The 23,312-nt window shown below is 71.9% G+C and carries 15 protein-coding genes; 9 read left to right on the top strand and 6 right to left on the bottom strand.

The genetic code is table 11. The features are described from left to right. Positions 1–33: 33 nt before the first annotated feature. The 3 genes from minC to MNOD_RS13705 all read right to left on the bottom strand — a co-directional run bounded on the left by minC (position 34) and on the right by MNOD_RS13705 (position 3,526). On the bottom strand, positions 34–741 hold the full coding sequence (gene minC, locus MNOD_RS13715; RefSeq protein ID WP_015929507.1) for a septum site-determining protein MinC: 708 nt from the start codon (positions 739–741) through the stop codon (positions 34–36). Positions 742–814: 73 nt separating this feature from the next. After that, positions 815–1,612 carry a tellurite resistance TerB family protein gene (locus tag MNOD_RS13710; protein WP_015929506.1) on the bottom strand — a complete coding sequence of 266 codons (798 nt, stop codon included), beginning with the start codon at positions 1,610–1,612 and terminating at the stop codon, positions 815–817. Between the two features lie 87 nt (positions 1,613–1,699). Further along, positions 1,700–3,526, bottom strand: coding sequence for a DEAD/DEAH box helicase (locus MNOD_RS13705; protein ID WP_015929505.1), 1,827 nt, complete (start codon positions 3,524–3,526; stop codon positions 1,700–1,702). Between the two features lie 204 nt (positions 3,527–3,730). On the opposite strand from MNOD_RS13705, the gene MNOD_RS13700 reads away from it, so the two are divergent. The 4 genes from MNOD_RS13700 (at position 3,731) to MNOD_RS13685 (ending at position 10,932) form a co-directional block, all read left to right on the top strand. Beyond that, entirely contained in the window at positions 3,731–4,837 is a 1,107-nt protein-coding gene (locus MNOD_RS13700; RefSeq protein ID WP_015929504.1) for an RND family efflux transporter, read from the top strand. Positions 4,838–5,363: 526 nt separating this feature from the next. Continuing rightward, the gene (locus MNOD_RS13695) at positions 5,364–8,549 is read left to right on the top strand and encodes an efflux RND transporter permease subunit (protein ID WP_015929503.1); all 3,186 of its coding nucleotides are present in this window, start codon (positions 5,364–5,366) and stop codon (positions 8,547–8,549) included. A 97-nt stretch (positions 8,550–8,646) separates the two neighbouring features. After that, positions 8,647–9,531: a glycosyltransferase family 2 protein gene (locus tag MNOD_RS13690; RefSeq protein ID WP_015929502.1), complete on the top strand. Its 885-nt coding sequence runs from the start codon at positions 8,647–8,649 to the stop codon at positions 9,529–9,531. Positions 9,532–9,648: 117 nt separating this feature from the next. After that, positions 9,649–10,932, top strand: a complete 1,284-nt coding sequence (locus MNOD_RS13685) for an ArgE/DapE family deacylase (RefSeq protein ID WP_015929501.1) — start codon at positions 9,649–9,651, stop codon at positions 10,930–10,932. A gap of 130 nt (positions 10,933–11,062) precedes the next feature. Here MNOD_RS13685 and tkt read toward each other — a convergent pair whose 3' ends face one another. The 3 genes from tkt to MNOD_RS13670 all read right to left on the bottom strand — a co-directional run bounded on the left by tkt (position 11,063) and on the right by MNOD_RS13670 (position 15,741). Then, positions 11,063–13,126: a transketolase gene (tkt, locus tag MNOD_RS13680; RefSeq protein WP_015929500.1), complete on the bottom strand. Its 2,064-nt coding sequence runs from the start codon at positions 13,124–13,126 to the stop codon at positions 11,063–11,065. Between the two features lie 34 nt (positions 13,127–13,160). Continuing rightward, positions 13,161–14,987 carry a glycoside hydrolase family 15 protein gene (locus tag MNOD_RS13675; RefSeq protein ID WP_015929499.1) on the bottom strand — a complete coding sequence of 609 codons (1,827 nt, stop codon included), beginning with the start codon at positions 14,985–14,987 and terminating at the stop codon, positions 13,161–13,163. Positions 14,988–15,060: 73 nt separating this feature from the next. Continuing rightward, complete coding sequence (locus MNOD_RS13670) at positions 15,061–15,741, bottom strand: hypothetical protein (RefSeq protein WP_015929498.1); 681 nt, start codon at positions 15,739–15,741, stop codon at positions 15,061–15,063. Positions 15,742–16,027: 286 nt separating this feature from the next. Here MNOD_RS13670 and MNOD_RS13665 point away from each other — a divergent pair, with 286 nt between their 5' ends. The 5 genes from MNOD_RS13665 (at position 16,028) to MNOD_RS13645 (ending at position 22,969) form a co-directional block, all read left to right on the top strand. Next, positions 16,028–16,642: an ANTAR domain-containing response regulator gene (locus MNOD_RS13665; protein WP_015929497.1), complete on the top strand. Its 615-nt coding sequence runs from the start codon at positions 16,028–16,030 to the stop codon at positions 16,640–16,642. Then, a complete protein-coding gene (locus MNOD_RS13660; protein ID WP_015929496.1) occupies positions 16,639–17,643 on the top strand; it encodes an ABC transporter substrate-binding protein in 1,005 nt (334 codons plus the stop codon). Before MNOD_RS13665 ends, MNOD_RS13660 begins: the two co-directional genes overlap by 4 nt. Positions 17,644–18,106: 463 nt before the next feature. After that, positions 18,107–19,324 (top strand): NAD(P)/FAD-dependent oxidoreductase, encoded by a 1,218-nt coding sequence (locus MNOD_RS13655; protein WP_015929494.1) that lies wholly within the window; start codon positions 18,107–18,109, stop codon positions 19,322–19,324. Between the two features lie 11 nt (positions 19,325–19,335). Beyond that, entirely contained in the window at positions 19,336–21,123 is a 1,788-nt protein-coding gene (locus MNOD_RS13650; protein ID WP_015929493.1) for a NirA family protein, read from the top strand. 232 nt (positions 21,124–21,355) lie between these two features. Then, entirely contained in the window at positions 21,356–22,969 is a 1,614-nt protein-coding gene (locus MNOD_RS13645) for a sulfite reductase subunit alpha (RefSeq protein WP_015929492.1), read from the top strand. The last annotated feature ends 343 nt before the right edge of the window (positions 22,970–23,312 follow it).

Here is a 23,312-nt window from a genome sequence, read left to right as displayed (position 1 = left end):
GCCCTCTCGCGCGGGACCGGCCCCGGCGGGGGTTCAGTCCAGCACGGCCATGCGCATCGCGTCCCCGTCGAGCCAGACATGCACGGGCTTGCCGCGCAGGGCCGGGTCGATGTCGTCGGCAATGCGGTAGAGACCGTCGATCGCCAGCAGCTCCGGCTCGAACCGGCTGCAGACGATGCGGGCGTTGGGGCTGCCGGCCGCGCCCGCGATGGCCCGGCCGCGCAGCGCCCCGTAGACGTGGATCGACCCGCCCGCGATCACCTCGGCTCCTGACGCGACGGAGCCCATCACCGTCACGTCGCCCTCCGGGAACAGGATGGTCTGTCCGGAGCGCACCGGCGTATCGAGAACCAGAGAGCCGACCGTGGTCGGCCGCTCGGGGACCGGGCTCGGCGGCGCGGGCTGGTCGGGCGTCGGGATCTCGCCGCCCGGCCGGCCGCCGGTGAGGGGCGGGGGCAGCCCGGCGCCGAGGCCGGCCGCGCCCGCACCTTCGAGCCCCATGATGGGGATGGCGCGCGCGGCGAGCTCCGCCACGAGCGCCAGGAGCGCCTCGCGGGTCGGCGCCAGGGCCGACACGTCGAGGATGACCGCGCGTCCGGCGAAGAAGGCCGGCGAGCGGCGGACCAGGGCGTCGAGGTCTGACAGCCAGGCCTCGACGGGCGCCTCGGGGGCGAGGACCACGGCCAGGAAGGAGCGGCCGCGAAAGCGGATCGGCGGGCGGGCGGAGCTGGAGCTGGGCACGGGTTTACGATTCGTTACCCGTCTATTGATCGCTCCGGATGGTTAGCGAACCGTTAACGGCGTCCGATCCGATTCACGATCCCCTAACGGCATGCCCGACGGTGGATTCGAGGTGACGGACGAGGCCGGGATCGAGGCCGAGGCGCTGCGCGAGATGGTCGAGATAGGCCCGCTCCGCCGGGCTGTCGACATCGACGGCCATCAGGGACGCCGCATAGATCTCGGCCGCCTCCTCCGGCGTGCGGGCGAGCCGCGCCACCGCGTCGATGTCGAGCGGCGCGCGCAGCACGTCCATCAGGAAGGCCTTGTCGTCGGCGTCGAGGGCGTGGCGGTCCATCTCGCCGAAGATCCGGGCCTGCTCCTGCGCGTCGATGTGGCCGTCCGCCTTCGCGGCGGTGATCATGGCCGTGAGGAGCGCGCGAGCGACCGTCTGCTCGTCGGCCGGGGAGGCCGGCTGGAACAGCGTGCCGCGCAGCATCGCCGCCGCCTCCTCGGCCGAGGGCAGGAAGCCGCCGGAGCGGCGCGGCGGAGCGGGGGCGGGGCCGGCGGGCGGGCGGTTCGCCTGCCATTGCTGGTAGGCTTGGTAGGCGAGGGAGGCCACCAGCGCGAGCCCGCCGATCCGCCCCGCAGGGCCGAAGGACGCTTGGCCGAAGGATCCGTGACCCGCCCGATGGCGCTTGCGGGATCCGAGCACCAGGGAGGCGAGGCCGCCCAGCACCGCGGCCTTGGATGCGTTGCCGCCGAGGGATTGGCCGCCGAGCGAGCGGGCGATCTGGTCGAGGGGCGAGGGCGCCGCGGGCGGATAGCCGCCGGAGCCGCTCCGCCCCTGGCCACCGAGGAACTGGTCGAGGAGGCGCTTGGCGTCGAACATCGCGGTCGTCTCCGGCAAAGCTGTGCGGGGTGAGACCCCCGGAGGCTCGAAGCTGGGATCGCCGCTCGCCGGGACAAGGGCTCCCGTTCAGCGTCTGGCGGCCCGGCCTTCGCCGGCCCAGCGTCGCCGCACCGTCCAGGCGTAGCGCGCGTCGCCGTCGAGCAGGTGGAGATGGTCCTGGAGGCGGTTGCGCTCCAGCCAGGCCAGCGCCGCTTCGAGCTCCGCCGCGGTCATCGCCGCACGGGCCTTGTTGCCGAAGAGGCGCTTCAGCACGGCGTTGTAGCGGTGGGCGAGGCGGCCGCCATGGGGCACGCGCAGCTCCGCCTCGTCCTCCACGGCCTGCGCGGTGACCATGGCGGCGACGCGCGCCCGCAAGCGCCGCTCGGCGGCGGAGGGCGGCAGCGGCGGGTCGGGCGGCACCTCGGGCCGGACCAGGGCGAGCGCCGGCCCCGGCCGCAGCATGGCGTAGCGCAGGCCGAGCGCATTGCTCTCCAGCGGCACGATGCCGTCGTCGGTCTGGGGCAGCGGACGGGGATCGCGGGGCGCGGCGAGCCGCTCCCTTCTCGCGCGCCGCAAAGCCGTCGCCTGCTCGGCCTCGATCCGCTCCCGGAAGCGCGCGAAGAGCGGATCGTCCGGGTGGAAGATCACGGCGTGCTGGTCGGCATAGTCGCCCGCATGCGGGTCGATCCGGGTGGCGCGGGCGATCATCTGCTCCAGCCAGGGGCGGCTGCGGATATGGGTGAGCGCGGCCACGACCGCGACCTCGGGAGCATCCAGGCCCTCGTAGGCCATCGCCACCGTGACGAGCACCGCCGGCTCGGGCGTCAGGCGGAAGGCGGCGAGGGCGCCGTGCGCGTCGGGCTCGGAGGAGACGGCGAGGCGCAGGTCGCGAGCCGCCTGGCCCGGCGGCATCCAGCCCCGCAGCATCGCCAGATAGGCCTGCGCCCGCGCCTGATCGGGCGCGACGACGAGGAGCTTGCCGAGGCCGCGGGCCGCCTCCGCGGGCGGCAGGCCCCGCGCCGCCCGGCGCGCCGCCCGCAGCCGCCGCGTGGCCAGGAAGGCTTCGTGCAGGAGGTCGCGGGCGAAGCCCGTGCGCAGGGCCGTGAACAGGGCCGGCCGGGTGGTCGCGCTCGGGGCCGGGCCCGAGAGGCGGTGCGGCCCGACCCGCGCCTGCCCGTCCGGCCGCCCCCCTTCGAGCCAGCTCGCCTCGCCGTCGAGCGCGCCGAAATTCACGGGCAGCACCGCCCGCTCGGCCAGCGCCTGCGCCCGCGAATAGCCGATCACCGCCCAGCCGGGCGCTGCGATGTCGGGCACCGGCGCCCGCTCGCCCTCGCGGTAGGGCAGCCACAGGATGCGCCGCCCATCCGCCCGCTCCAGGGTGCCCGAGAGGAGAAGGCGCAGGCGGGCATGCCGGAGGAGCGGCAGCAGCGCCCGGCTCCAGGCCGCGGCCTCGCCGTCCGGCTCCCCATCGCCGAGCGCCGGCAGGTGATGCACCTCGTCGATGACGAGGAGGGTGCGGCGCCGCTTCATCTCCGCAAGGTGCAGCGCAGGCGCGGCGGCGACCGCCTGGTAGGTGGTGACGTAGCCCGCCAAGCCCCGGGCGGGATCGGGCGCGTTGTCGGCCGCCCGCACCAAGAGGGCATGGCCCAGGGCCGCGCGCCAGGCGGGATCCGCGAAAGCCTCCTCGGCCTGCAGCCGCAGGGAGTCCCGCGGCACCACCCAGACGATCCGCTCCACCACGCCCGCGCCGATCAGGCGCGCGGCGGCGATGACCGGCAGCAGCGACTTGCCCCCGCCCGGCGTGACGGCGGCGAGGATGTCGGCCACGTCCGATGCCTCGCCCCGGGCAAGGGCGGCGACGAGCTCGGCGAGGCTGCGCTGGTGGCTGCGCAGAGGGCGGGCGGATGCGCTCACGGCGCGACGCGGCGGTTCATTCCGGCCAGGATGGCGGAGGACGGGACGGTTGTGAATCCCGCTGTCCTCTTGCCCGGTCGCGCCTCCGCGCGTCGCTCGTTCTTTCGGCCGAGCCCGCCGGACTCCCGTGCGGACGCCATTTCCGCCGCGGCCCCCGCGTGTTAAGCCTCGCCGCAAAACCGGCCGAACGGCGCATGCGGGTGTGTGCGGGAGCGGCCGGACGAGAAGCCGCTCTCCGTTCAGGCGCCTGCCGTGTCCGAGTCCCGCCCGCGTCGCGTCCTTCGCACCCTCGGCACGCTGGTCGTGCTCGGCGCCGTCGCGGGAGCGGCCATCTGGTATCTGCCCGCGCATCTGCGCGCCGCCGCGCCTGCGGACAAGCCGCTGCCGCCCCGGGTGAGCCGCGCGGTCGTCGAGGACGGGCGCAGCATCGTGAAGCTGGCGCCCGCCGAGCGGCGCCAGATCGGCGTCGAGACGGTGACCCTGCGCACAGCCCAGCACCGCGAGGAGCGCCAGGCCTACGGCGCCGTCCTCGACCTCGCCCGCGTCACCGACCTCACCAACGCCTATGCCAGCGCCAAGGCGCAGCTCCTCACCGCGCAGGCGCGGCTCGAAGTATCCAGGAGCGCCTATCAGCGGGCGAAGGCGCTCGGCCCCTACGCCACCGCCGTGCAGGTCGAGACGGCGGAGGGCAGCTTCCGCACCGACGAGGCATCGCTCGCTGCCGCCGAGTCGCAGCTGCGCACGCTCGCCGCCACGGCGCAGCAGGAATGGGGAGCGGTGATCGGGCGGGCCATCGTCGAGCGCTCCGCCCTCGTCACCCGGCTGATCGAACGGGAGCGGTTCCTGGTCCAGGTGACGCTGCCGCCGGGCGAGAGCGTGGGGACGCCGCCCGCGACCGCCTATGCGGAGCTGCCGCCCCAAAGCGCCCGGGTGCCCCTCGACTACGTCTCGCCCGCGACCCGCACCGACCAGCGCATCCAGGGCCTGAGCTACTTCTACACGGTTGCCGGCGACAGCGGCTTCCTGCCCGGCATGAGCAGCCTCGTCTTCGTGCCCTCGGCGCGGGCCGTCGCCGGCGTGGCGGTGCCGGAAGACGCGGTGGTGCACTGGCAGGGCGGGGCGTGGTTCTACCGGAGCGTCGGGCCCGACGCCTTCGCGCGCCATCCCCTCAACACCGACGGCCCGATGTCCGACGACACCTTCGTGGTGGCGGGGTTGCCCGACGAGACCGAGATCGTGCTGCGGGGCGCGCAGGCGCTGCTCTCGGAGGAGATGAAGAACCAGATCCGCGTCTCGGGCGACGACGATTGAGCGGCGGTCCGATCGTGTCGATACCTCGCGCCCCCGGCCTCAATCCCGCTCCGTCGACACCGCTTGCCGTGAGCCGCGCGGCGAGAGGCCGGTGCCCATCCGGCCCGGACGACGCGCGTGGACGCCGCCACTGGCCTAAATCGAAGCTGAGGTGCGTGGCAGTCGCCAAGCTCCTCATGCTGAGGTGCGAGCGGAGCGAGCCTCGAAGCACCCCGGAAGGGTCCTCCGAAACACCAGTTTGGCCGGGATCACCGGTCTGGGGTGCTTCGAGGCAGCCTGCGGCTGCGCCTCAGCATGAGGGCCGGGATCGGGTGCCACAGGCGGGAGCGCTCGTTCAGCCAGTTTCATTCCTCAGGGTCAGGGCAGCCGGTGGCAAACTCATACCGAGAGGTTGTGAGGTTTTTGATTTTTGGCTTTGCCGACCACAGCAAAATCAAAAACTTAGGCCGGTTTTGAGACCCAAAAATCCGATCAGTTCACAACCTCTCAGCATGAGGGCCGGCGGGGCTGCCGCCCGGGTCCCGGCATGACGAGCATTCCCCCCTCCGGCCCGCAGGCGCTGCTCGTCGGCTTCGCGATCCGCTTCCGCGGCGCCGTGCTGGCGCTGGCCCTGGCGCTCCTCGCCTACGGGCTGATCGCGCTCGGCGATGCCCGCTACGACGTGTTTCCCGAATTCGCCCCGCCCTCGGTGGTGGTCCAGACCGAGGCGCCGGGCCTCAGCGCCGAGCAGGTCGAGCAGCTCGTCACCCTGCCGGTCGAGGTGGTGATCAACGGGTTGCCGGGCATCGAGAGCCTCCGCTCGGCCTCGATCCAGGGTCTGTCCGTCATCACGGTGGTGTTCCGCGCCGGCAGCAACGTTTTCCGCAACCGCCAGCTCGTCACGGAGCGCCTCGCCACCGCCGCCGCCAAGCTGCCGCAGGGGGCGGGCCCGCCCACCATGACGGCGCTCACCTCTTCGAGCAGCACGGTGCTTCTCGCCGGCATCACCTCGGCGACGCGCTCGCAGCTGGAGCTGCGCACGCTCGCCGACTGGACCGTGCGGCTGCGGCTGCTCGCTGTGCCGGGCATCGCGCAGGTCTCGCTCTATGGCGGCGACGTGCGCTCGCTGCAGGTCCAGGTGCGACCCAAGGACCTGATCCGCTTCAATATCGGGCTCAACGACGTGCTGGCGGCGGCGCGGCGCGCCACCGGCGTGCGCGGCGCGGGCTTCGTCGACACGCCGAACCAGCGCATCACGCTCCAGACCGAGGGCCAGTCGCTGACGCCCGAGCAGGTCGCCCGGACGGTGCTCGTCAACGAGGGCGGCGCGAGCGTGGTGCTGGGCGACGTCGCCACCGTGGTCGAGGCGCCCGAGCCGCCGATCGGCGCCGCCCTCGTCAACGGCGAGCCGGGCGTGCTGTTCATGATCGGCGCGCAATACGGCGCCAACACCCTCGAGGTGACCCGCCGGGTCGAGGCGGCGCTCGCCGAGCTGCGGCCCGGCCTGGAGCAGCAGGGCGTCCGCCTCCATGCCGACCTGTTCCGGCCGGCGAACTTCATCGCGGTGGCGAACGGCAACGTCATCCAGGCGCTGGCGCTGGGCGGCGCCCTCGTGGTGGTGGTGCTCTACCTGTTCCTGTTCGACTGGCGCACCTCCGTCATCTCCTGCGTGGCGATCCCGCTCTCGCTGCTCGCGGCGGTGCTGGCGCTCCAGGGCTTCGGCGAGACGCTCAACACCATGACGCTCGGCGGGCTCGCCATCGCGATCGGCGAGGTCGTCGACGACGCCGTGATCGGGGTCGAGAACGTGGTGCGGCGCCTGCGCGAGAACCGCCGCCTCGGCCTGCCGCGCTCCGAAGCCCGGGTGGTGCTCGACGCCATCCTGGAGGTGCGCAGCTCGGTCGCCTACGCGACCTTCGCGGTGCTCCTCGTCTTCGTGCCGGTGCTGAGCCTGACGGGCGTCGCCGGGCGGCTGTTCGGGCCGCTCGCGCTCGCCTACATCCTGGCGGTGCTGGCCTCGCTCGCGGTGGCGCTCACCCTCACGCCGGCGCTCGCCACGATGCTGCTCACCGGCCGCGCCGATGCGGCCATGGACGACCCGCCGCTGATGCGCTGGTCGCGCCGGGGCTACGAGCGCGTGCTGCGCGGCGTCGAGCGGGCGCCGCTCCTCGTCGGCGGCCTCACGGTGATCGCCACCCTCGGCGGCGCGGCGCTGCTCCCGAGCTTCGGCAGCACCTTCCTGCCCGACCTCAAGGAAGGCCACTTCATCCTGCACATGGCCGCCGCCCCCGGCACCTCGCTGCAGGAATCGATCCGGATGGGGCGCCACCTCACGGCGGCCCTGCGGGAGATCCCGGGCGTGCGGGCGGTGGCCCAGCAGGTCGGCCGCGCGGAGGCCGGCCAGGACACGGCCGGAACCCATTACAGCGAGGTCCATATCGACCTCGACCCGAATCTCGACGGGGCGGGGCAGGGGGCCGTCGAGGCGCGCATCCGCGCCCTGATGACGAGTTTCTCGGGCGCCGCCTTCTCGCTCAAGACCTTCCTGACCGAACGCATTGAGGAGACGGTGTCGGGCTTCACCGCGCCGGTGGTCGTCACCCTGTTCGGGCCCGATCTCGCCCGCCTCGAGACCGCGGCCCGCGACGTGGCGCGGGAACTCGGCGAGGTGAGGGGCGCGGCCGACATCCAGCAGCAGGCCCCTCCGGGCCTGCCGCAGATCAACGTCTCGCTGCGCCCCGCGGATCTGCGCCACTGGGGCCTCGATGCGGTCGAGGTGCTGGAACTGGTGCGCACCGCCTACCAGGGCGACACGGTCGGGCAGAGCTACGAGGGCAACGCGATCTTCAACGTGATCGTGATCCTCGACGCGAGCGTCCGCGGCCGGCTCGCGACGATCGGCGACCTGCCGCTGCGCACCCGCGGCGGCGCTTACGTGCTGCTGCGGCAGGTCGCCGACATCTACGAGACGCCGGGGCGGTTCCAGGTGCTCCACCAGGGGGCGCTGCGCGTGCAGACCGTGACCGCGAACGTGGTCGGGCGCGACGTCGCCTCCTTCGTCGAGGCCGCCCGCCGCAAGATCGCCCGCGAGGTGGAGCTGCCGCCGGGCACCTACGCCACCTTTTCCGGCAGCGCCGAGGAGCAGGCGCGCTCGCGGCGCGACCTCCTGGTCTCGTCGGCCTTCGCGGGGCTCGGGATCCTGCTGCTCCTCGGCGTAGTGACGGGGCACTGGCGCAACCTCGCCCTCGTGGTCGCCAACCTGCCCTTCGCGGTGGTGGGCGGCGTGCTCGCCGTGTTCCTGACCGGTCGAGTGCTGTCGCTCGGATCGATGGTCGGGTTCGTGACGCTGTTCGGCATCTCCTTGCGCAACACCATCATGATGATCTCGCACTACGATCACCTGGTGAGCGTGGAGGGCCGGACCTGGAGCGTCGCGACCGCGATCGAGGGGGCGGGGGACCGGCTGGTGCCGATCCTGGCCACCTCCCTCGTCACGGGGCTCGGCCTGCTGCCGCTGGCGCTCGGCGCCGGCGAGCCCGGCCGCGAGATCGAGGGCCCGATGGCGATCGTGATCCTCGGCGGCCTCGTCACCTCGACGGCGCTCAACCTGCTGGTGCTGCCGATGCTGGCGGTGCGGCTCGGGCGCTTCGGCGCGGCGCAGGGCGCGTCGGGCCTGCAGGAGGAGCCGCGGCGGCCCGTTCCCTGGACGGGAGAGGGGCCGGAGCGCCGGTAGGCGCGCCGGGGCGGCGGCTTTGCGCGGTGGGACCGCTCGCCTATGGTGCCGACCGTGCGGGGAAGGGGCCGGGCCCGGGCCGCGGGAGCATGAGATTGTGCTGAGGCTGGGAATCGGGATCACCACCTTCGACCGCGCCGGGACCCTGTCGCGAACGCTGGACAGCGTGGCGCGCCACACGCGCACCCCGCACGTGGTCTTCGTCGCCGATGACGGGTCGCGCGACGGCACCCTCGCCTTGCTGCGCGAGCGGGGCGTGCCGCATGTCACGGGGCCCAACCGCGGCGTCGCCTGGAACAAGAACCGCGTCCTCTTCTACCTGCACGAGGTCGCCGGCTGCGACGTCGTCATCCTGATGGAGGACGACACATTCCCGGAGGCCGATGGCTGGGAGGAGCCCTGGATCCGGGCCGCCGAGCGTTTCGGCCATGCCAACTTCGCCGGGTCCTGGTTCGCGGAGCGCTTCATCGCGGGCGCGGGCACGCCGGAGGATCCGATCCTGTGCGCCGACACCAGCGGCCAGTGCATCTCGTTCAGCCGGCGCGCGCTGCAGAGCGTCGGCTACATGGACACGCGCTTCGGCCGCTACGGCTTCGAGCATTGCGAGCATTCGGAGCGCATGCGCGCGGCGGGCTTCGGCGGACGGCTCGATCCGCCGGTCTACTTCCTGATCCGGAGCGACCTCGCGGTGACCTGCGCGGACGCGCCGGCCGCGGACTATACGGGGGAATTGGAGAAGAACAGCCGCATCCTCATGCGGATCAGGCAGGACCGCCGCTGCCATCGGCTGCCCTGGAGCACGTTGAGCGAGATGCGCCGCTTCCTCGGCGAGATGCACCGCGCCGTGCCGTACGACGTCGCCATGCGGCGCAGGCTCGGGCGCGCGCTCGCGCAGGCCTCCTTACGCGGCGCTGCCGAGTGGCTGGGGCAGCGGACGCGGTCCTGGCCGCGCGGCCGCGACCGGCAGCAGAACGCGGCCTGATCGGTTCGGCACGGCCGCACGCATGGGGGCCCCTCCGCCCGATGCCTTGCCAGCGGCCGCGAACTCCGCCCGAATGGGTGCGGCGCCGCTCGGCCGCCGCGCAACCCCGGAGAGGACATGCCACTCGACCCCGCCCTCCGCGACCGGATCATCGCCTCCGTCGAGGCGGGTTTCCCCGACCAGATCGCCCACACGCAGGCCCTGGTGCGTTTCCCCTCGACCCGAGGCAACGAGCAGGCGATCCAGGACTTCGTGTTCCGGTCGTTCCGGGAGCGCGGCTACGCGATGGACCGCTTCGCCATGGATCGGGCGGCGATCGAGGCGCATCCGGGCGGCTCGAAATACTCCGCTTCGCATTCGGAGGCGCCGATCGTCGTCGGCATCCACCGCCCGAAACAGGAGACCGGGCGCTCGCTGATCCTACAGGCGCATGTGGACGTGGTGCCGCCGGGCCCCGCCGACCTCTGGACCCATCCGCCCTTCGACCCGGTGGTAGAAGGCGACTGGCTCTACGGCCGCGGCGGCGCCGACATGAAGGCGGGCCATGCGGCGAACCTCTTCGTGATGGACGCCCTGCGGCGCATCGGCCTCCAGCCGGCCGCCACGGTGACCCTGCAATCCGTCGTCGAGGAGGAATCGACCGGCAACGGCGCGCTGATGACCCATCTGCGCGGCTACCGCGCCGACGCGGTGCTGATCCCGGAGCCCGAGGACGAGAAGCTCGTGCGCGCCAATACGGGCGTGCTCTGGTTCCAGGTCGAGGTGCGGGGCCGCCCTGTCCATGTGCGCGAAATGGGCACGGGGGCGAATGCCATCGACGCCGCCTACCGGGTGATCGGGGCTCTGCGCGAGCTCGAGGAGCGCTGGAACGCCCGCAAGGCCGGGCGGCCCCATTTCGAGGGCGAGGCGCATCCGATCAACCTCAATGTCGGCCGGATCGAGGGCGGCGACTGGGCCTCGTCGGTGCCCGCCTGGTGCCGGATCGACTGCCGCATCGCGATCTATCCCGGTGTCGGTGCCGAGGAGGCCGCCCGCGAGATCGAGGCGGCTTTGCGCGACTTCGCCCGTACCGACCGCTTCCTGTCGAACTCGCCTCCGCGCGTGACCTTCAACGGGTTCTTCGCGGAGGGCTACGAGCTTCAGGAAGGCTCGGAGGCCGAGGCGGTGCTCGGGCGGGCGCATGCGGCGGCGACGGCTGAGGCCCTCCGGAGCTTCATGACGGCGGGCTACCTCGATACCCGCGTGCATGCCCTCTACGACCGGGTGCCGGCGCTCTGCTACGGCCCGATCAGCGAGAACATCCACGGCTTCGACGAGCGGGTGAGCCTGTCCTCCGTCAAGCGCATCACTGCCGCGATGGCTCTGTTCGTGGCGGAGTGGTGCGGCGTCGAGCCGGTGTGATCCGGTTTCCGGTTGATCTTTTCGAGACGAGTCCGCGCGGGGAACCCCTCTCCCACTCGGGAGAGGGGTTCCCCGCGCCTTCTTCGGTGTGGTTGAGTGACTCGGCTCGGCGCGGTCGCGTGACCCGGCTTTACCGCTTCGCGAGTTGCGCGCGGGCCGCCTCCAGCACCTTGGCGGCGGTGAAGCCGAACTTGGTCAGAAGGTCCTTGATCGGCGCCGAGGAGCCGAAGGTGTGCATGCCGATGATCGTGCCGGCGCTGCCCGCATAGCGGTCCCAGCCGATCACCGAGGCTTGCTCCACGACGACGCGCCTCGTCACCGCAGGCGGCAGCACGCTCTCCCGATAGGCCGTGTCCTGGCGCTCGAACAGCTCCCAGGACGGCATCGAGACGACGCGCACCCGCACGCCCTCGCCCTTGAGCGTCTCGTAGGCGCCGATGCAGAGCTGCACCTCGCTGCCCGTGCCGATCAGGATCAGCTCGGGCTCGCCCTCGCAATCCGCCATCACGTAGGCGCCCTTGGCGAGGCCCGAGGCCGGTGCGTATTTCTCCCGGTCGAAGGTCGGCAGCGGCTGGCGGCTCAGCGCCAGCACGGCCGGCTGGTGCCTGAGGGCCATGATCACCCGGTAGGCTTCCACCACCTCGTTGGCGTCCGCCGGCCGGATCGTCAGCAGGCCCGGGATCGCGCGCAGCGACAGCAGATGCTCGACGGGCTGGTGGGTCGGCCCGTCCTCGCCGACGCCGATCGAGTCATGCGTGAAGACATGGAAGATCGGCAGCTCCATCAGGGCCGCGAGGCGGATCGGTGGGCGCATGTAGTCGGAGAAGACCAGGAAGGTCGCCCCATAGGCGCGCAGGCCCACCAGGCCGAGCCCGTTCACGATCGAGCCCATGGCGTGTTCGCGCACGCCGAAATGCAGGTTGCGGCCGCCGGGCGTGAACGGCCCCAGCGCCTCCTCGCCGTCGAGCTTGGTCTTGGTCGAGGGGGCGAGGTCGGCCGAGCCGCCGAGGAGCCACGGCACCTTCGGGGCGATGGCGTTGAGCACCTTGCCGGAGGAATCGCGGGTCGCGAGGCCCTTGGCGTCGGCCGGGAAGCGGGGGAGGTCGGCGTCCCAGCCCTCGGGCAGCTCGCCCTTGAGGAAACAGGACACCTCTGCGGCAAGCGCCCTGTCGCTCGCCTCGACCTCGGCCCTCAGCGCCTGCCATTCGGCGTAGAGCGCCGCGCCGCGGGCCCCGATGCCATTGCGAAAGTTCTCGTAGACGCCATCCGGCACCAGGAACTCGGAATCCTCCGGCCAGCCATAGGCCCGCTTGGCGCCCTTGACCTCCTCGACGCCGAGCGCGTCGGAATGGGCCTTGGCCGTGCCCTGCTTGGTCGGCGCGCCGTAGCCGATCACCGAATTGACGATGATCAGCGTCGGGCGGTCCTGCGACTGCAGGAAGGTCTCGATCGCGCCCGCCACCGCATGGACGTCGTTGGCGTCGGCGACGCGCAGCACCTGCCAGCCATAGGCGAGGAACCGGGTCGCGACCTCCTCGCTGAAGGCGAGATCCGTATGGCCCTCGATCGTCACCGTGTTGGAATCATAGATCCAGCACAGGTTCGACAGGCGCAGGTGCCCGGCGATCGAGGCGGCCTCGCCCGAGACGCCCTCCATCAGGTCGCCGTCGCTGCACAGGGCATAGACGTTGAAGTCGAACAGGGCTCGGTCGCCGGAGGCGAAACGCTCGTTGAGGAAGCGGGCGCCCATCGCCATGCCGACGGAATTCGCCACGCCCTGGCCGAGCGGGCCGGTCGTGACCTCGACGCCGGTGGTGAAGTGGTACTCGGGATGGCCCGGCGTGCGGCTGTCGATCTGGCGGAAGTGCTTGATGTCGTCGAGGCTCACCGCCGGCTCGCCGGCGCCGTCCCGCACGGCTACGCCGGCGAGGTGGAGCAGGCTGTAGAGCAGCATCGAGGCGTGGCCGACCGAGAGCACGAAACGGTCGCGGTTGGGCCAGGCCGGGTGCGCCGGGTCGTAGCGCAGGTAGCGGTTCCACAGCGTGAAGGCGACGGGCGCGAGCGCCATCGGGGCGCCCGCATGGCCGGAATTCGCCTTCTGCACCGCGTCGATCGCCAGCGTGCGGATGGTGTCGATGCTGCGCTGGTCGATCTCGCTGATGCCGGCTTTCGCGGCGGTGTCGGCTGCGCTCATTACGGGCCTCGTCGGGTGGTCAGGCGGTTTTCGGTCACGACGGTGGCGCCGCGTGCCGCTTGTCGCTGCGCTCCATAGCGGGTCCGACCGCCCGACTGAAGTTCAGAAGCGTGTTGACGAGGGCGACGTGACTGAATGCCTGCGGGAAGTTGCCGACCAGCCGGCCAGCCACCGGATCGTACTCCTCGGCGAGCAGCCCGACATCGTTGCACAGGGACAGGAGCCGCTCGATCATGGCCTGCGCCTCGTCGCGGCGCCCGAGCCCGATCAGGTTGTCCGCGTACCAGAAGCTGCAGGGCAGGAAGGCGCCCTCGCCCGGGGGCAGGCCGTCCGGCGTCGAGTGCTCCGTGTCGTAGCGCAGGATGAAGCCGTCGCGCATCAGGAAGCGGCCGATCGCCTCGACGGTGCCGACGACCCGCGGGTCGTCCTGGGGCAGGAAGCCGACATGCGCGACGAGGAGCAGGCTCGCGTCGAGCCGCTTCGAGCCGTAGGATTGCACGAAGCTATTGAGCTCGGGGTCGAATCCCTTCTCGCAGACCTCCCGGTGGATCTGCTCGCGGATCCTGTGCCAGTGCATCACGGTGGCGTCCCGGGCACCCTCCCGGTTGATCCGGTTGTAGAACCGGATCGCCCGGTCGAAGGCGACCCAGGCCATCACCTTCGAGTGGACGAAGTGTCGCCGGCCGCTGCGCACCTCCCAGATGCCCTCGTCGGGCTCCTGCCAGACCTTCTCCAGATGGGCGAGGAGGGCGAGGCCGACCCGCACCCCGGTCTCGTCCCCTTCGAGGCCCCGCTCCTCCGCCTGATACATCGCGTCGAAGATCTCGCCGTAGACGTCGAGCTGGAACTGCTTCGAGGCGGCGTTGCCGATCCGCACGGGCCGCGAATTCTCGTAGCCGGGCAGCCAGTCGAGCTCGATCTCCGGCAGGAGGCGCTCGCCCGCGATGCCGTAGAGGATGTGGGCCTGTTCCGGGCTGCCGGCCACGGCCCGCAGCAGCCAGTCGCGCCACGCCCGCGCCTCTTCGAGATAGCCGGCATCCACCAGCGCGAGGAGCGTGAAGGTCGAATCGCGCAGCCAGCAGAACCGGTAGTCCCAGTTGCGCACCCCGCCGATCGCCTCCGGCAGGGAGGTGGTGGGCGCAGCCACGATGCCCCCGGTCGGCGCGTAGATCAGCGCCTTCAGGGTCAGGAGCGAGCGCGCCAGCATGGCGTCCCAGGGCGTCCCGCCCTGGCAGTGGCAGGACCACGACCGCCAGGTCTCGGTGGTGCGGCGCAGGATCTTGCGGGGTTCGATCGGCGTCGGATCGTCCTCGGCGGAGGAGCCGTAGCTCAGGATGAAGGAGAGGCTTTGTCCCTCCTCGATGATGAAGTCGGAGACGGTGGTGCGCTCGACCCCGCGCAAGGGGGCCTTCGTCCGCAGCACGACCTTGTGCGGACCCATGACTGCCCGCAGGTCGTCGTGCTCGTTGCGCGACACCCAGGGCACGGCCGAGCCGTAATCGAAGCGCAGGACGAGCTCCATCCGCATCGCCACCGAGCCGCTCACGCCCTCGACGAGGCGCACGAGGTGGAGGCCGCTGTCGAGGGGCATGTAGTCGATCACCCGCACGGTCCCGGTCGCGGTCTCGTGCGTGGTCTCGAGCACGACGGTGCCGGGCCGGTAGCAGCGCGTCGCCCGGGCACCCGAATCGGCGGGCGCGATGCGCCAATGGCCGTGCTCGGGCGTGCCGAGGAGCGCGGCGAAGCAGGCGGGCGCGTCGAAACGCGGCCAGCACAGCCAGTCGACGCTGCCGTTGCGACTGATCAGGGCCGCAGTACGGCCGTCGCCCACCAGGGCATAATCCTCGATCCGCGATGCCATGGCTGCCCCACGGTAAAGCCTGGCACTGGAAAGTAGTGTCGCTTCGCGGACGGTCCAGTCGTGCTCCGGCGCCTCAGGGGCGCCGGTCGATCAGGTCCAGCATCGCGCTGCCGGCCTGCACCACCCCGTCGCCGAGATGAGTGACGGTCGCCACCATCTCGCGGCCGGTCTCCACCACGTGGGGGAGGGCGAGATCGGTGAAGCGGGGCCTGTCCGGGAGCGGGGTCTCGGGCTGCCGCTCGGCGGCGACCCGCAGCGTTTCGGGCCGCAGCGATTCGGGCCGCGGCGGCGGCCGCACGCCGGCGAGCAGCGGCAGGTGCGTCGGGCGGTGCGCCGCCGCGGGCCGTTTCGCGGCGCTCCGGCCCTCGGCGGCCTGCATCCGGTCGCGGACCGGCAGGATCGGCACGGCGTCACAGATCGGCCCTGCGACGGGGCCGGCCTCCCGGCTCGCCTGCGCCGCCGTCGCGGCGATCAGCGGGAATTGCTGCTCGAATTCGAGGGGAAAGGGCGCCCGGACCCGCCGGTCGCCCTCCTCCGGCACGGCCTGGAACAGGTCGTTCGACGGCAGCGGCGTCACGGCCGCGACCTGCCCGGCGGCGGAGCGCGGCGGCGTCTCGCGCCAGTAGAGCGAACCCGCGGCGAGGCAGGCGGTCACGCAGAGCGTCGGGAGGAGTGGGAGGTAGCCGAGCGGCGAGGCTCCGGCTCCGGCCACGGATCCCGGCTCGCGCCTGCGCTGGCCGTCGAACTCGCTCATCGGGCATGACCCTCCGGTTGCTGACTCGCGCGAGTGAGCCGTGGATTTGCGGCCGAAGCGGGGCCTTTTCTTTGCGTCCGCGTTTCCGAAAGATCACGGTTCTGCGAGTCGCTTCCCGGTAGGATTATTTTCGGCCCTTGCGGAAGAGGATGCGGCGGTCTGCGCCGAGGCGGGGACGCGGCCCGGCCTCGGCGCGCTCCTCGGACTTTCCTCCCATTCGGGATGGGAGGAAGACCCCCTAAAAGTCATCCCTTCCCCGGCCCGACTTTTGCCTCCGCCCGTCTGCATGTCCGATCGCGCGAACCCCGTCCCGTCCCCCGACCTGAGCCTGACCATCGCGGTCGTCGACCCGAGCCGGGCGCGCGCGGCCGTCCTTGAGGAAGGGCTGCGCGGGCTCGACGGTGCCCGCGTCGTGGTGATCCCCGACACGGTGGACCTCCTCGACCGGCTCTCGGCCCTCTCCCCCGACGTGGTGGTGATCCACCTGGAGAGCCCGAGCCGCGACCTCCTGGAGCAGATGTTCGGCGTCTCGCGCCTCGTCGAGAAGCCCGTCGCCATGTTCGTGGACCGCAGCGATACGCCGATGATGCAGGCGGCCGTCGATGCGGGCATCTCCGCCTATATCGTCGACGGCCTCAAGGCCGACCGGATCAAGCCGATCATCGAGATCGCGATCCTGCGCTTCAATGCCTTCGCGCGGCTGCAGCGGGAGCTGGCGGAGGCCCGCAACGAGCTCGCCGACCGCAAGCTGATCGACCGCGCCAAGGGCATCCTGATGAGCGCCAGGGGCCTCTCGGAGGACGAGGCCTACAAGCAGATGCGCCGCAAGGCCATGAACGAGAAGCGCAAGATCATCGACATCGCCCGGGCCATCGTCACTGCCGCGGATCTGCTCGGATGAGGCTGCAGCTCGGCTACGTCCCGCTCACGGACGCCGCACTCGTGATCGCGCTGCAGGAGCTTGGCTTCGCCGCACGCGAGGACGTGGCGGTCGATCTCGTGGCCGAGCCGTCCTGGGCGACGCTGCGCGACAAGCTCGCGCTCGGCCTGCTCGACGGCGCGCATCTCCTGGCGCCCCTCGCGCTCGCGAGCCATCTGGGCCTGAGCGGCCCTCCGGCCCGCCTGATCGCCCCCGCGGCGCTCGCCCGCAACGGCAACGCCGTCACCGTCTCGCTGCCGCTCTGGGAGGCGATGCGGCCGGCTTCCGAGGCGCTGCCGGAGGTGGCGCGGGCGCTCGCGCGGGTCGCCGAGGAGCGCGCCGCCGCCGGGCGTCCGCTCACGCTCGCGACCGTGCATCCCTTCTCCAGCCACACCTACCAGCTCCGGCGCCTGCTCGCGCTCGGGGGCGGCGGCCTCGACCGGGTGCGCCTCGTGGTGGTGCCGCCGCCCCGTACCGTCGAGTCGCTCCGCCGGGGCCTGATCGACGGCTTCTGCGTCGGCGCGCCCTGGAGCAGCGTCGCGCTGGAGGCCGGCGTCGGGCGCATCGCGGCGCTCGGGGTCGAGATCGCGCCCGGCTGCCCCGAGAAGGTGCTGGCGCTGCCCGCCGAGATGGAGGAGCGGGCGCCCCCGCTGCTGCGCGCGCTGCGGGCGGCCGCCCGCTGGTGCGGCGAGCCGGGCAACTGGCCCGATCTCGCGCGGATCCTCGGCCAGAAGCGGCATCTCGGCGTCGCTCCCGACCTGATCCTGCGCGGCCTGTCCGGACGGCTCCGTCTCGACCCGATGGACACGGCAGAGCGCGCGGCGCCCGGCTACATTGGTCTCGGCGAGGAGACGCTCGCCTTCGGGGCGGACGGTCTGGCGTGGATCTTCGACGAGATGGCGCAGGCCGGCCAGTTCTCGGCCACGCCAGCGGCACGCGCACAGGCTGCCGCGCTCGCGCGGCCTGACCTGCTGTCTGCCTAAAAATTAGGCATTAGAGCTTCCTGACTGAACATTGGGCACTGCGCTGCCGATTTGTGCAGTGCAGCGCCGGCCAAGCTCCCGCAGCGTGACGGCTCCTCGACCGCTCCAACCCGCATGAGATCAAGCACTTATGTGACGGATCCGGGGTTGGCACGCGGCGTGCTTTGCCCTCTTCGGTCCGTCAGCGCCGACGGGCCTCCACCGTCAGCAAAGCCGCTGACCCGAGTCTCCGCATAGGCCCCGCAAGGCGGTGGCTGCTGTCGAGCTTGGGCGGCGGTTTTTCGTTTCGGCACGCGGGCCGGGTCCGACAGCGGCGCCGCGCATGGGAAGAGGAGCGGGACACGGTGTCGATCGGCAGCAGGGACCACACGACGCGGCGCGGCATTCTGAAGGGGGCCGCCCTCTCGCTCACGGCCGCCGCCAGGGCCGCGCTGCCGGCGCTGGCCGCGTGAGGAGCGGGACGATGCAGGACCGCCTCGTCGTCGTTGGCAACGGCATGGCCTCGCTCCGCTTCCTGGAGCGGCTGACGGAACGCGCTCCGGATCGCTATGCGGTGACGGTCGTCGGCGCCGAGCCGGTGGCGGCCTATAACCGCGTGCTGCTCTCCTCGCTCCTCGGCGGCGAGGTCGATGAGGCGGCCTGCCGCTTCCGCGGCCTCGACTGGTATGCCGACCACGGCATCACCCTGGTGACCGGCGCGCCCGTCACGGCGATCGACCGGGCGGAGCGCAGTATCCGGGTCGGGGAGGGACTCGTCCTCGACTACGACAAGCTGGTCCTGGCCGTCGGCTCGGTGCCGATCCGGCTGCCGAAGCCCGGCATGGATCTGCCCGGCGTCGTCGCCTTCCGCGACCTCGCGGATGTGGCGGCGATCCGGCGCAATGCGGTTCCAGGCGCCCGCGCGATCGTCGTCGGCGGCGGCCTCCTCGGGCTCGAAGCGGCGGTGGGCCTCGCGCGGCGCGGCGTCGACACGACGCTGCTCCACGTGATGGACCGGCTGATGGAGCGCCAGCTCGACCATGCGGCGGCCGAGGTGGTGAAGCGCGCCATGGAGGCGCGCGGCGTGCGCGTGCTGCTCGAGGCCGACACCGCGGCGATCGAGGGCGACGGCCGGGTCGAGGCGGTCCGCCTCGCCGACGGGCGCGTGCTCCCGGCGGATCTCGTGGTGATGTCGGTGGGCGTGCGGCCCTCGACGGCGCTCGCCGCCGCGGCCGGGCTCGCGATCGGCCGCGGCATCCGGGTGGACGACCGGATGACCACCTCCGACCCGGCGGTCTTCGCCCTCGGCGAATGCGCCGAGCACCGCGGCATGACCTATGGGCTCGTCGAGCCCGCCTACGAGCAGGCCGAGGTGCTGGCCCGCCATCTCTGCGGCGAGGAGGCGGCCTATGCGGGCACCGCCCTTTCCACCAGCCTGAAGGTCTCGGGGCTCCCGGTCTTCTCGGCGGGCGCCGTCGATGTGCCGGAGGGGGCCGAGGCGGTGATCTGGAGCGACCCGGCGGCGGGCCTCTACCGCAAGCTCGTCATCGCGGAGGATCGGCTCCTCGGGGCCGTCTTCGTGGGCGACGTCGCCGAGCAGGGCTGGTGCAAGACCCTCATCCGATCGGGCGACCGGCTCGCCCGCACCGACCGGGACGACCTGATGTTCGGGCGTCCCGCCCCCCAACCCCTCGCTGCGTGAAGGAGCGCGCAATGGCCGACGACTTCGACGCCGAGCAGAAGCGTTATCTCGAAGGGTTCGCCCACGGCATCACCGCCGTCCGGATGACGGGCGGGCTCGGAACCGGCGGCGCGGCCCCGGCCCCGGCCCCCGAGCCGACCGGACCCGACGCCCCCCACATCAAGGCCCAGGACAAGCTCGTGAAGGCCGGGGCGAAGCTCTCCGATCAGGAGAAGTGGAAGCGCGCCGAGAATCCCTTCGACGGGCACAACCGCCTGATCGCCGAGGCCGAGGCCGGCAAGACGCCCAAGCCCGAGGATAATTTCCGCTGGCGCTATCACGGCCTGTTCTGGGTCGCACCGGCCCAGACCTCCTACATGTGCCGGCTGCGGATCCCGAACGGCATCCTGCAGCACTGGCAGTTCGCCGGCATCGCCGACCTCGCGGACGCGCATGGCGGCGGCTATGCCCACGTGACGACGCGGGCGAACCTGCAGGTGCGCGAGATCGCGCCCGAGCACGGCCAGCCCTTCCTCGACGGGCTGGTGGATCTCGGCCTCACCGCCCGCGGGGCCGGGGCGGACAACATCCGCAACGTCACCGGCTCGCCGACGGCGGGCATCGACGCCCAGGAACTCCTCGACACGCGGCCGCTCGCCAGGTCCTGGCACAACTGGATCCTCAACGACCGCTCGCTCTACGGCCTGCCGCGCAAGTTCAACGTCGCGTTCGACGGCGGCGGCGTGCTCCCGGTCCTGGAGGAGACGAACGACATCGGCTTCCAGGCGGTCGAGGTGACGGAGGGAGCCTCTGTCGAGCCGGGCATCTGGATGCGCCTCGTGCTCGGCGGCATCACCGGGCACCGCGACATCGCCCGCGACACCGGCGTGGTGCTGCGCCCGAAAGAGTGCAACGCCGTCGCCGACGCGATCCTGCGCGTCTTCATCGAGAACGGCGACCGCACCAACCGCAACAAGGCGCGGATGAAGTACGTCCTCGACGCCTGGGGCTTCGACAAGTACCTCGCCGCCGTCGAGGAGAAGCTCGGCCGCAAGCTGGAGCGGGTGGATCCGGCCCACATCAAGCCCCGCGGCGGCTTCGACCGCTACGCCCATGTGGGCGTCCATCGCCAGAAGCAGGCCGGGCTGAACTGGATCGGCGTCGTCCTGCCGGTCGGCAAGATGACCACCGACCAGATGCGGGCGCTCGCCGCCATCGCCCGGGAGTGCGGCGACGGCCTGATCCGCCTCACGGTCTGGCAGAACTTCCTGTTCTCCGGCGTGCCGGACGCTCACGTGGCGGAGGTGGAGGCGCGGGTGGCGGCACTCGGGCTCACCACCCGGGCGTCGAGCATCCGGGCCGGTCTCGTCGCCTGCACGGGCAACCGCGGCTGCAAGTTCGCGGCCTCCGACACCAAGGGCCACGCCCTGATGATCGCCGACTACATCGAGGCCCGGGTGAAGGAGCTCGACGTGCCGGTGAACCTCCACCTCACCGGCTGCCATCATTCCTGCGCCCAGCACTACATCGGCGATATCGGCCTGATCGGCGCCAAGGTGGTGGTCAGCGAGGAGGGCGACACCGTCGAGGGCTACGACATCGTGGTCGGCGGCGGCTTCGGTGAGGCGGCCAGGATCGGCACCGAGATCTGGAAGGCCGTGAGGGCCGAGGATTGCCCGGGCCGGGTGGAGCTGCTGCTGCGCGACTACCTCGCCCACCGCACCGGACCCCAGGAGAGCTTCCAGGCCTTCACTTCCCGCCGTGGGCCGGAAGCCCTGAAGGAACTCGCCGAGAGCCGGATGCTGGAGGCCGCGGAATGATCGGCGCGGCCAGAACCCCTCTCCCGGACGGGAGAGGGGCAGGGGTGAGGGACGGACAGTTCCGCAAGAGCGCGCAACCGAGCCGCTGCCAGTTCAACGGTCAGCGTTTCATCCTGAACCGTCTCCACCCTCACGCGCGATCTTCGATCGCCTACCCCTCTCCCATCCGGGAAAGGGGATCCCGCGCTCCACGCGACACCAGGGTTCGTCACCGAATTCCCAGCAGGTCCCGATGACCCAGCACGTCACGCCCCCCCTCGTCCTGATCCCCGAATCCGCTCCGTTCAACGCCGACCAGCGCGCATGGCTGTCCGGCTACTTCGCAGCGCTGCTCGGTCCTGCCATTGAGGGCGCGACGGCGCTTGGGCCCGGCGAGGTGCCGTCCTCCGGCCCGGCGCTCGCCGACAACGGCGACGCGCCCTGGCACGACCCGTCGATCTCCCTCGACGAGCGCATGGCCATGGCCAGGGACCGCTCCGAGCCGCAGAAGCTGATGGCCGCCATGGCCCAGCAGGATTGCGGCCAGTGCGGCTACAACTGCGCCGACTATGCCAACGCCATCTTCCTCAAGAAGGAGGAACGCCTGAACCTCTGCCAGCCGGGGGGCAAGGACACGCTCCGGATGCTGAAGAAGCTGGAGGCGGAGTTCGGCGCGGCAGCCCCGGCCGGCGCCGCGCCGGCAGCCGCCGAGGCCCCGAAGGCGGAGGCGCCGCTCGGCCCCTACGGCCTGTGCCGCGAGAACCCGGCCGAGGCGGTGTTCCTCTCGCGCCGTCGCCTCAACGCCCCCGGCGGCGAGAAGGAGACCTGGCATATCGAGATCGACCTCACCGATACCGGCATCGAATACGCGGTGGGCGATTCCCTCGGCCTTTTCCCGGCGAACGCCCCGGCGCTGGTCGACATGGTGATCGCGGAACTCGGCGCCCGGCCCGAGCGGGTCATCGCCACCCGGTTCGGCGAGAAGACCCTGCGCGAGCACCTGCTCACCAACTACGCGCTCGGCGCCGCTCCGGACGGGCTGTTCCAGCTCCTCTCGCTCCTCACCTCGGGCGCGGCCCGCAGGAAGGCGCAGAGCCTCGCGGCCGGCGAGGATCCGGACGGCGATCTCGCCTATCTCGACGTGCTGGCCGCGCTCCACAAGTTCCCGGGCGCGCGGCCGGACGCGGAGGTGTTCCTGGAAGCCCTCGACGAGCTGCAGCCGCGCCTCTACTCGATCTCATCGAGCCCCAAGGCCGATCCGGGGCGGGTCTCGCTCACGGTCGATGCGGTGCGCTACAGCCACCGCTCGCGGCTGCGCCTCGGCGTCGCCTCGACGCATCTCGGCGAGCGGCTGGCCGAGACCTCGACGGTCAAGGTCTATCTGCAGAAGGCGCACGGCTTCGGCCTGCCCGCCTCGCCCGAGACGCCGATCATCATGGTCGGGCCGGGCACCGGCATCGCGCCCTTCCGGGCCTTCCTGCGCGAGCGCGCCGCCACCCGGGCCCCGGGCCGGAACTGGCTGTTCTTCGGCCATCAGCGGCAGGCGACGGACTTCCTCTACAAGGAGGAGCTGAACGGCCTGAAGGAGGCCGGCATCCTCACCCGCCTGTCGCTGGCATGGTCGCGCGACGGGGTGGAGAAGACCTACGTCCAGGACCGCATGCGCGAGAACGGCCGGGAGGTCTGGCGCTGGCTGGAGGAGGGCGCCCATTTCTACGTCTGCGGCGACGCCAAGCGCATGGCCAAGGACGTGGAGCGCGCGATCATCGACATCGCCGCCAAGGAGGGAGGCCGCAATCCGGAGGATGCGGTCGCCTATCTGGCGGCCCTCAAGAAGGCCGGCCGCTACCAGGCCGACGTCTACTGAGTGATGCCGCAGCCGGCGCGATGCCGACATTCGACCAGCAGAGCGCGGGAAGCGCGGGAACCCCTCTCCCGAGTGGGAGAGGGGTAGGGGTGAGGGTGCTACGGTTCAGAACAAGGCACTGAGCGTCGCGCTGGCAGCGGCACGGTTCAGGCTTCTTGCTGCACCGTCTCCACCCTCACGTGGGATCTTTGATCCCCATGCCCCTCTCCCACTCGGGAGAGGGGTTCTCCCCGCGGTTCCCGCGCCTCATGCGGTAGCCGGGCTGCTCGCCGGTCCCGGCCCGCCCCTGCACCGCCTCACGGCGGCCCAAGGCCGCCGTGGTCCCACCCCATTCGGAGCGGGT

Origin of the sequence: Methylobacterium nodulans ORS 2060 (assembly GCF_000022085.1) — a bacterium.
GTDB lineage: Bacteria > Pseudomonadota > Alphaproteobacteria > Rhizobiales > Beijerinckiaceae > Methylobacterium > Methylobacterium nodulans.
The sequence above is the reverse complement of the archived record's forward strand: the minus strand, read 5'-3'. Positions and strand labels throughout refer to the sequence as shown.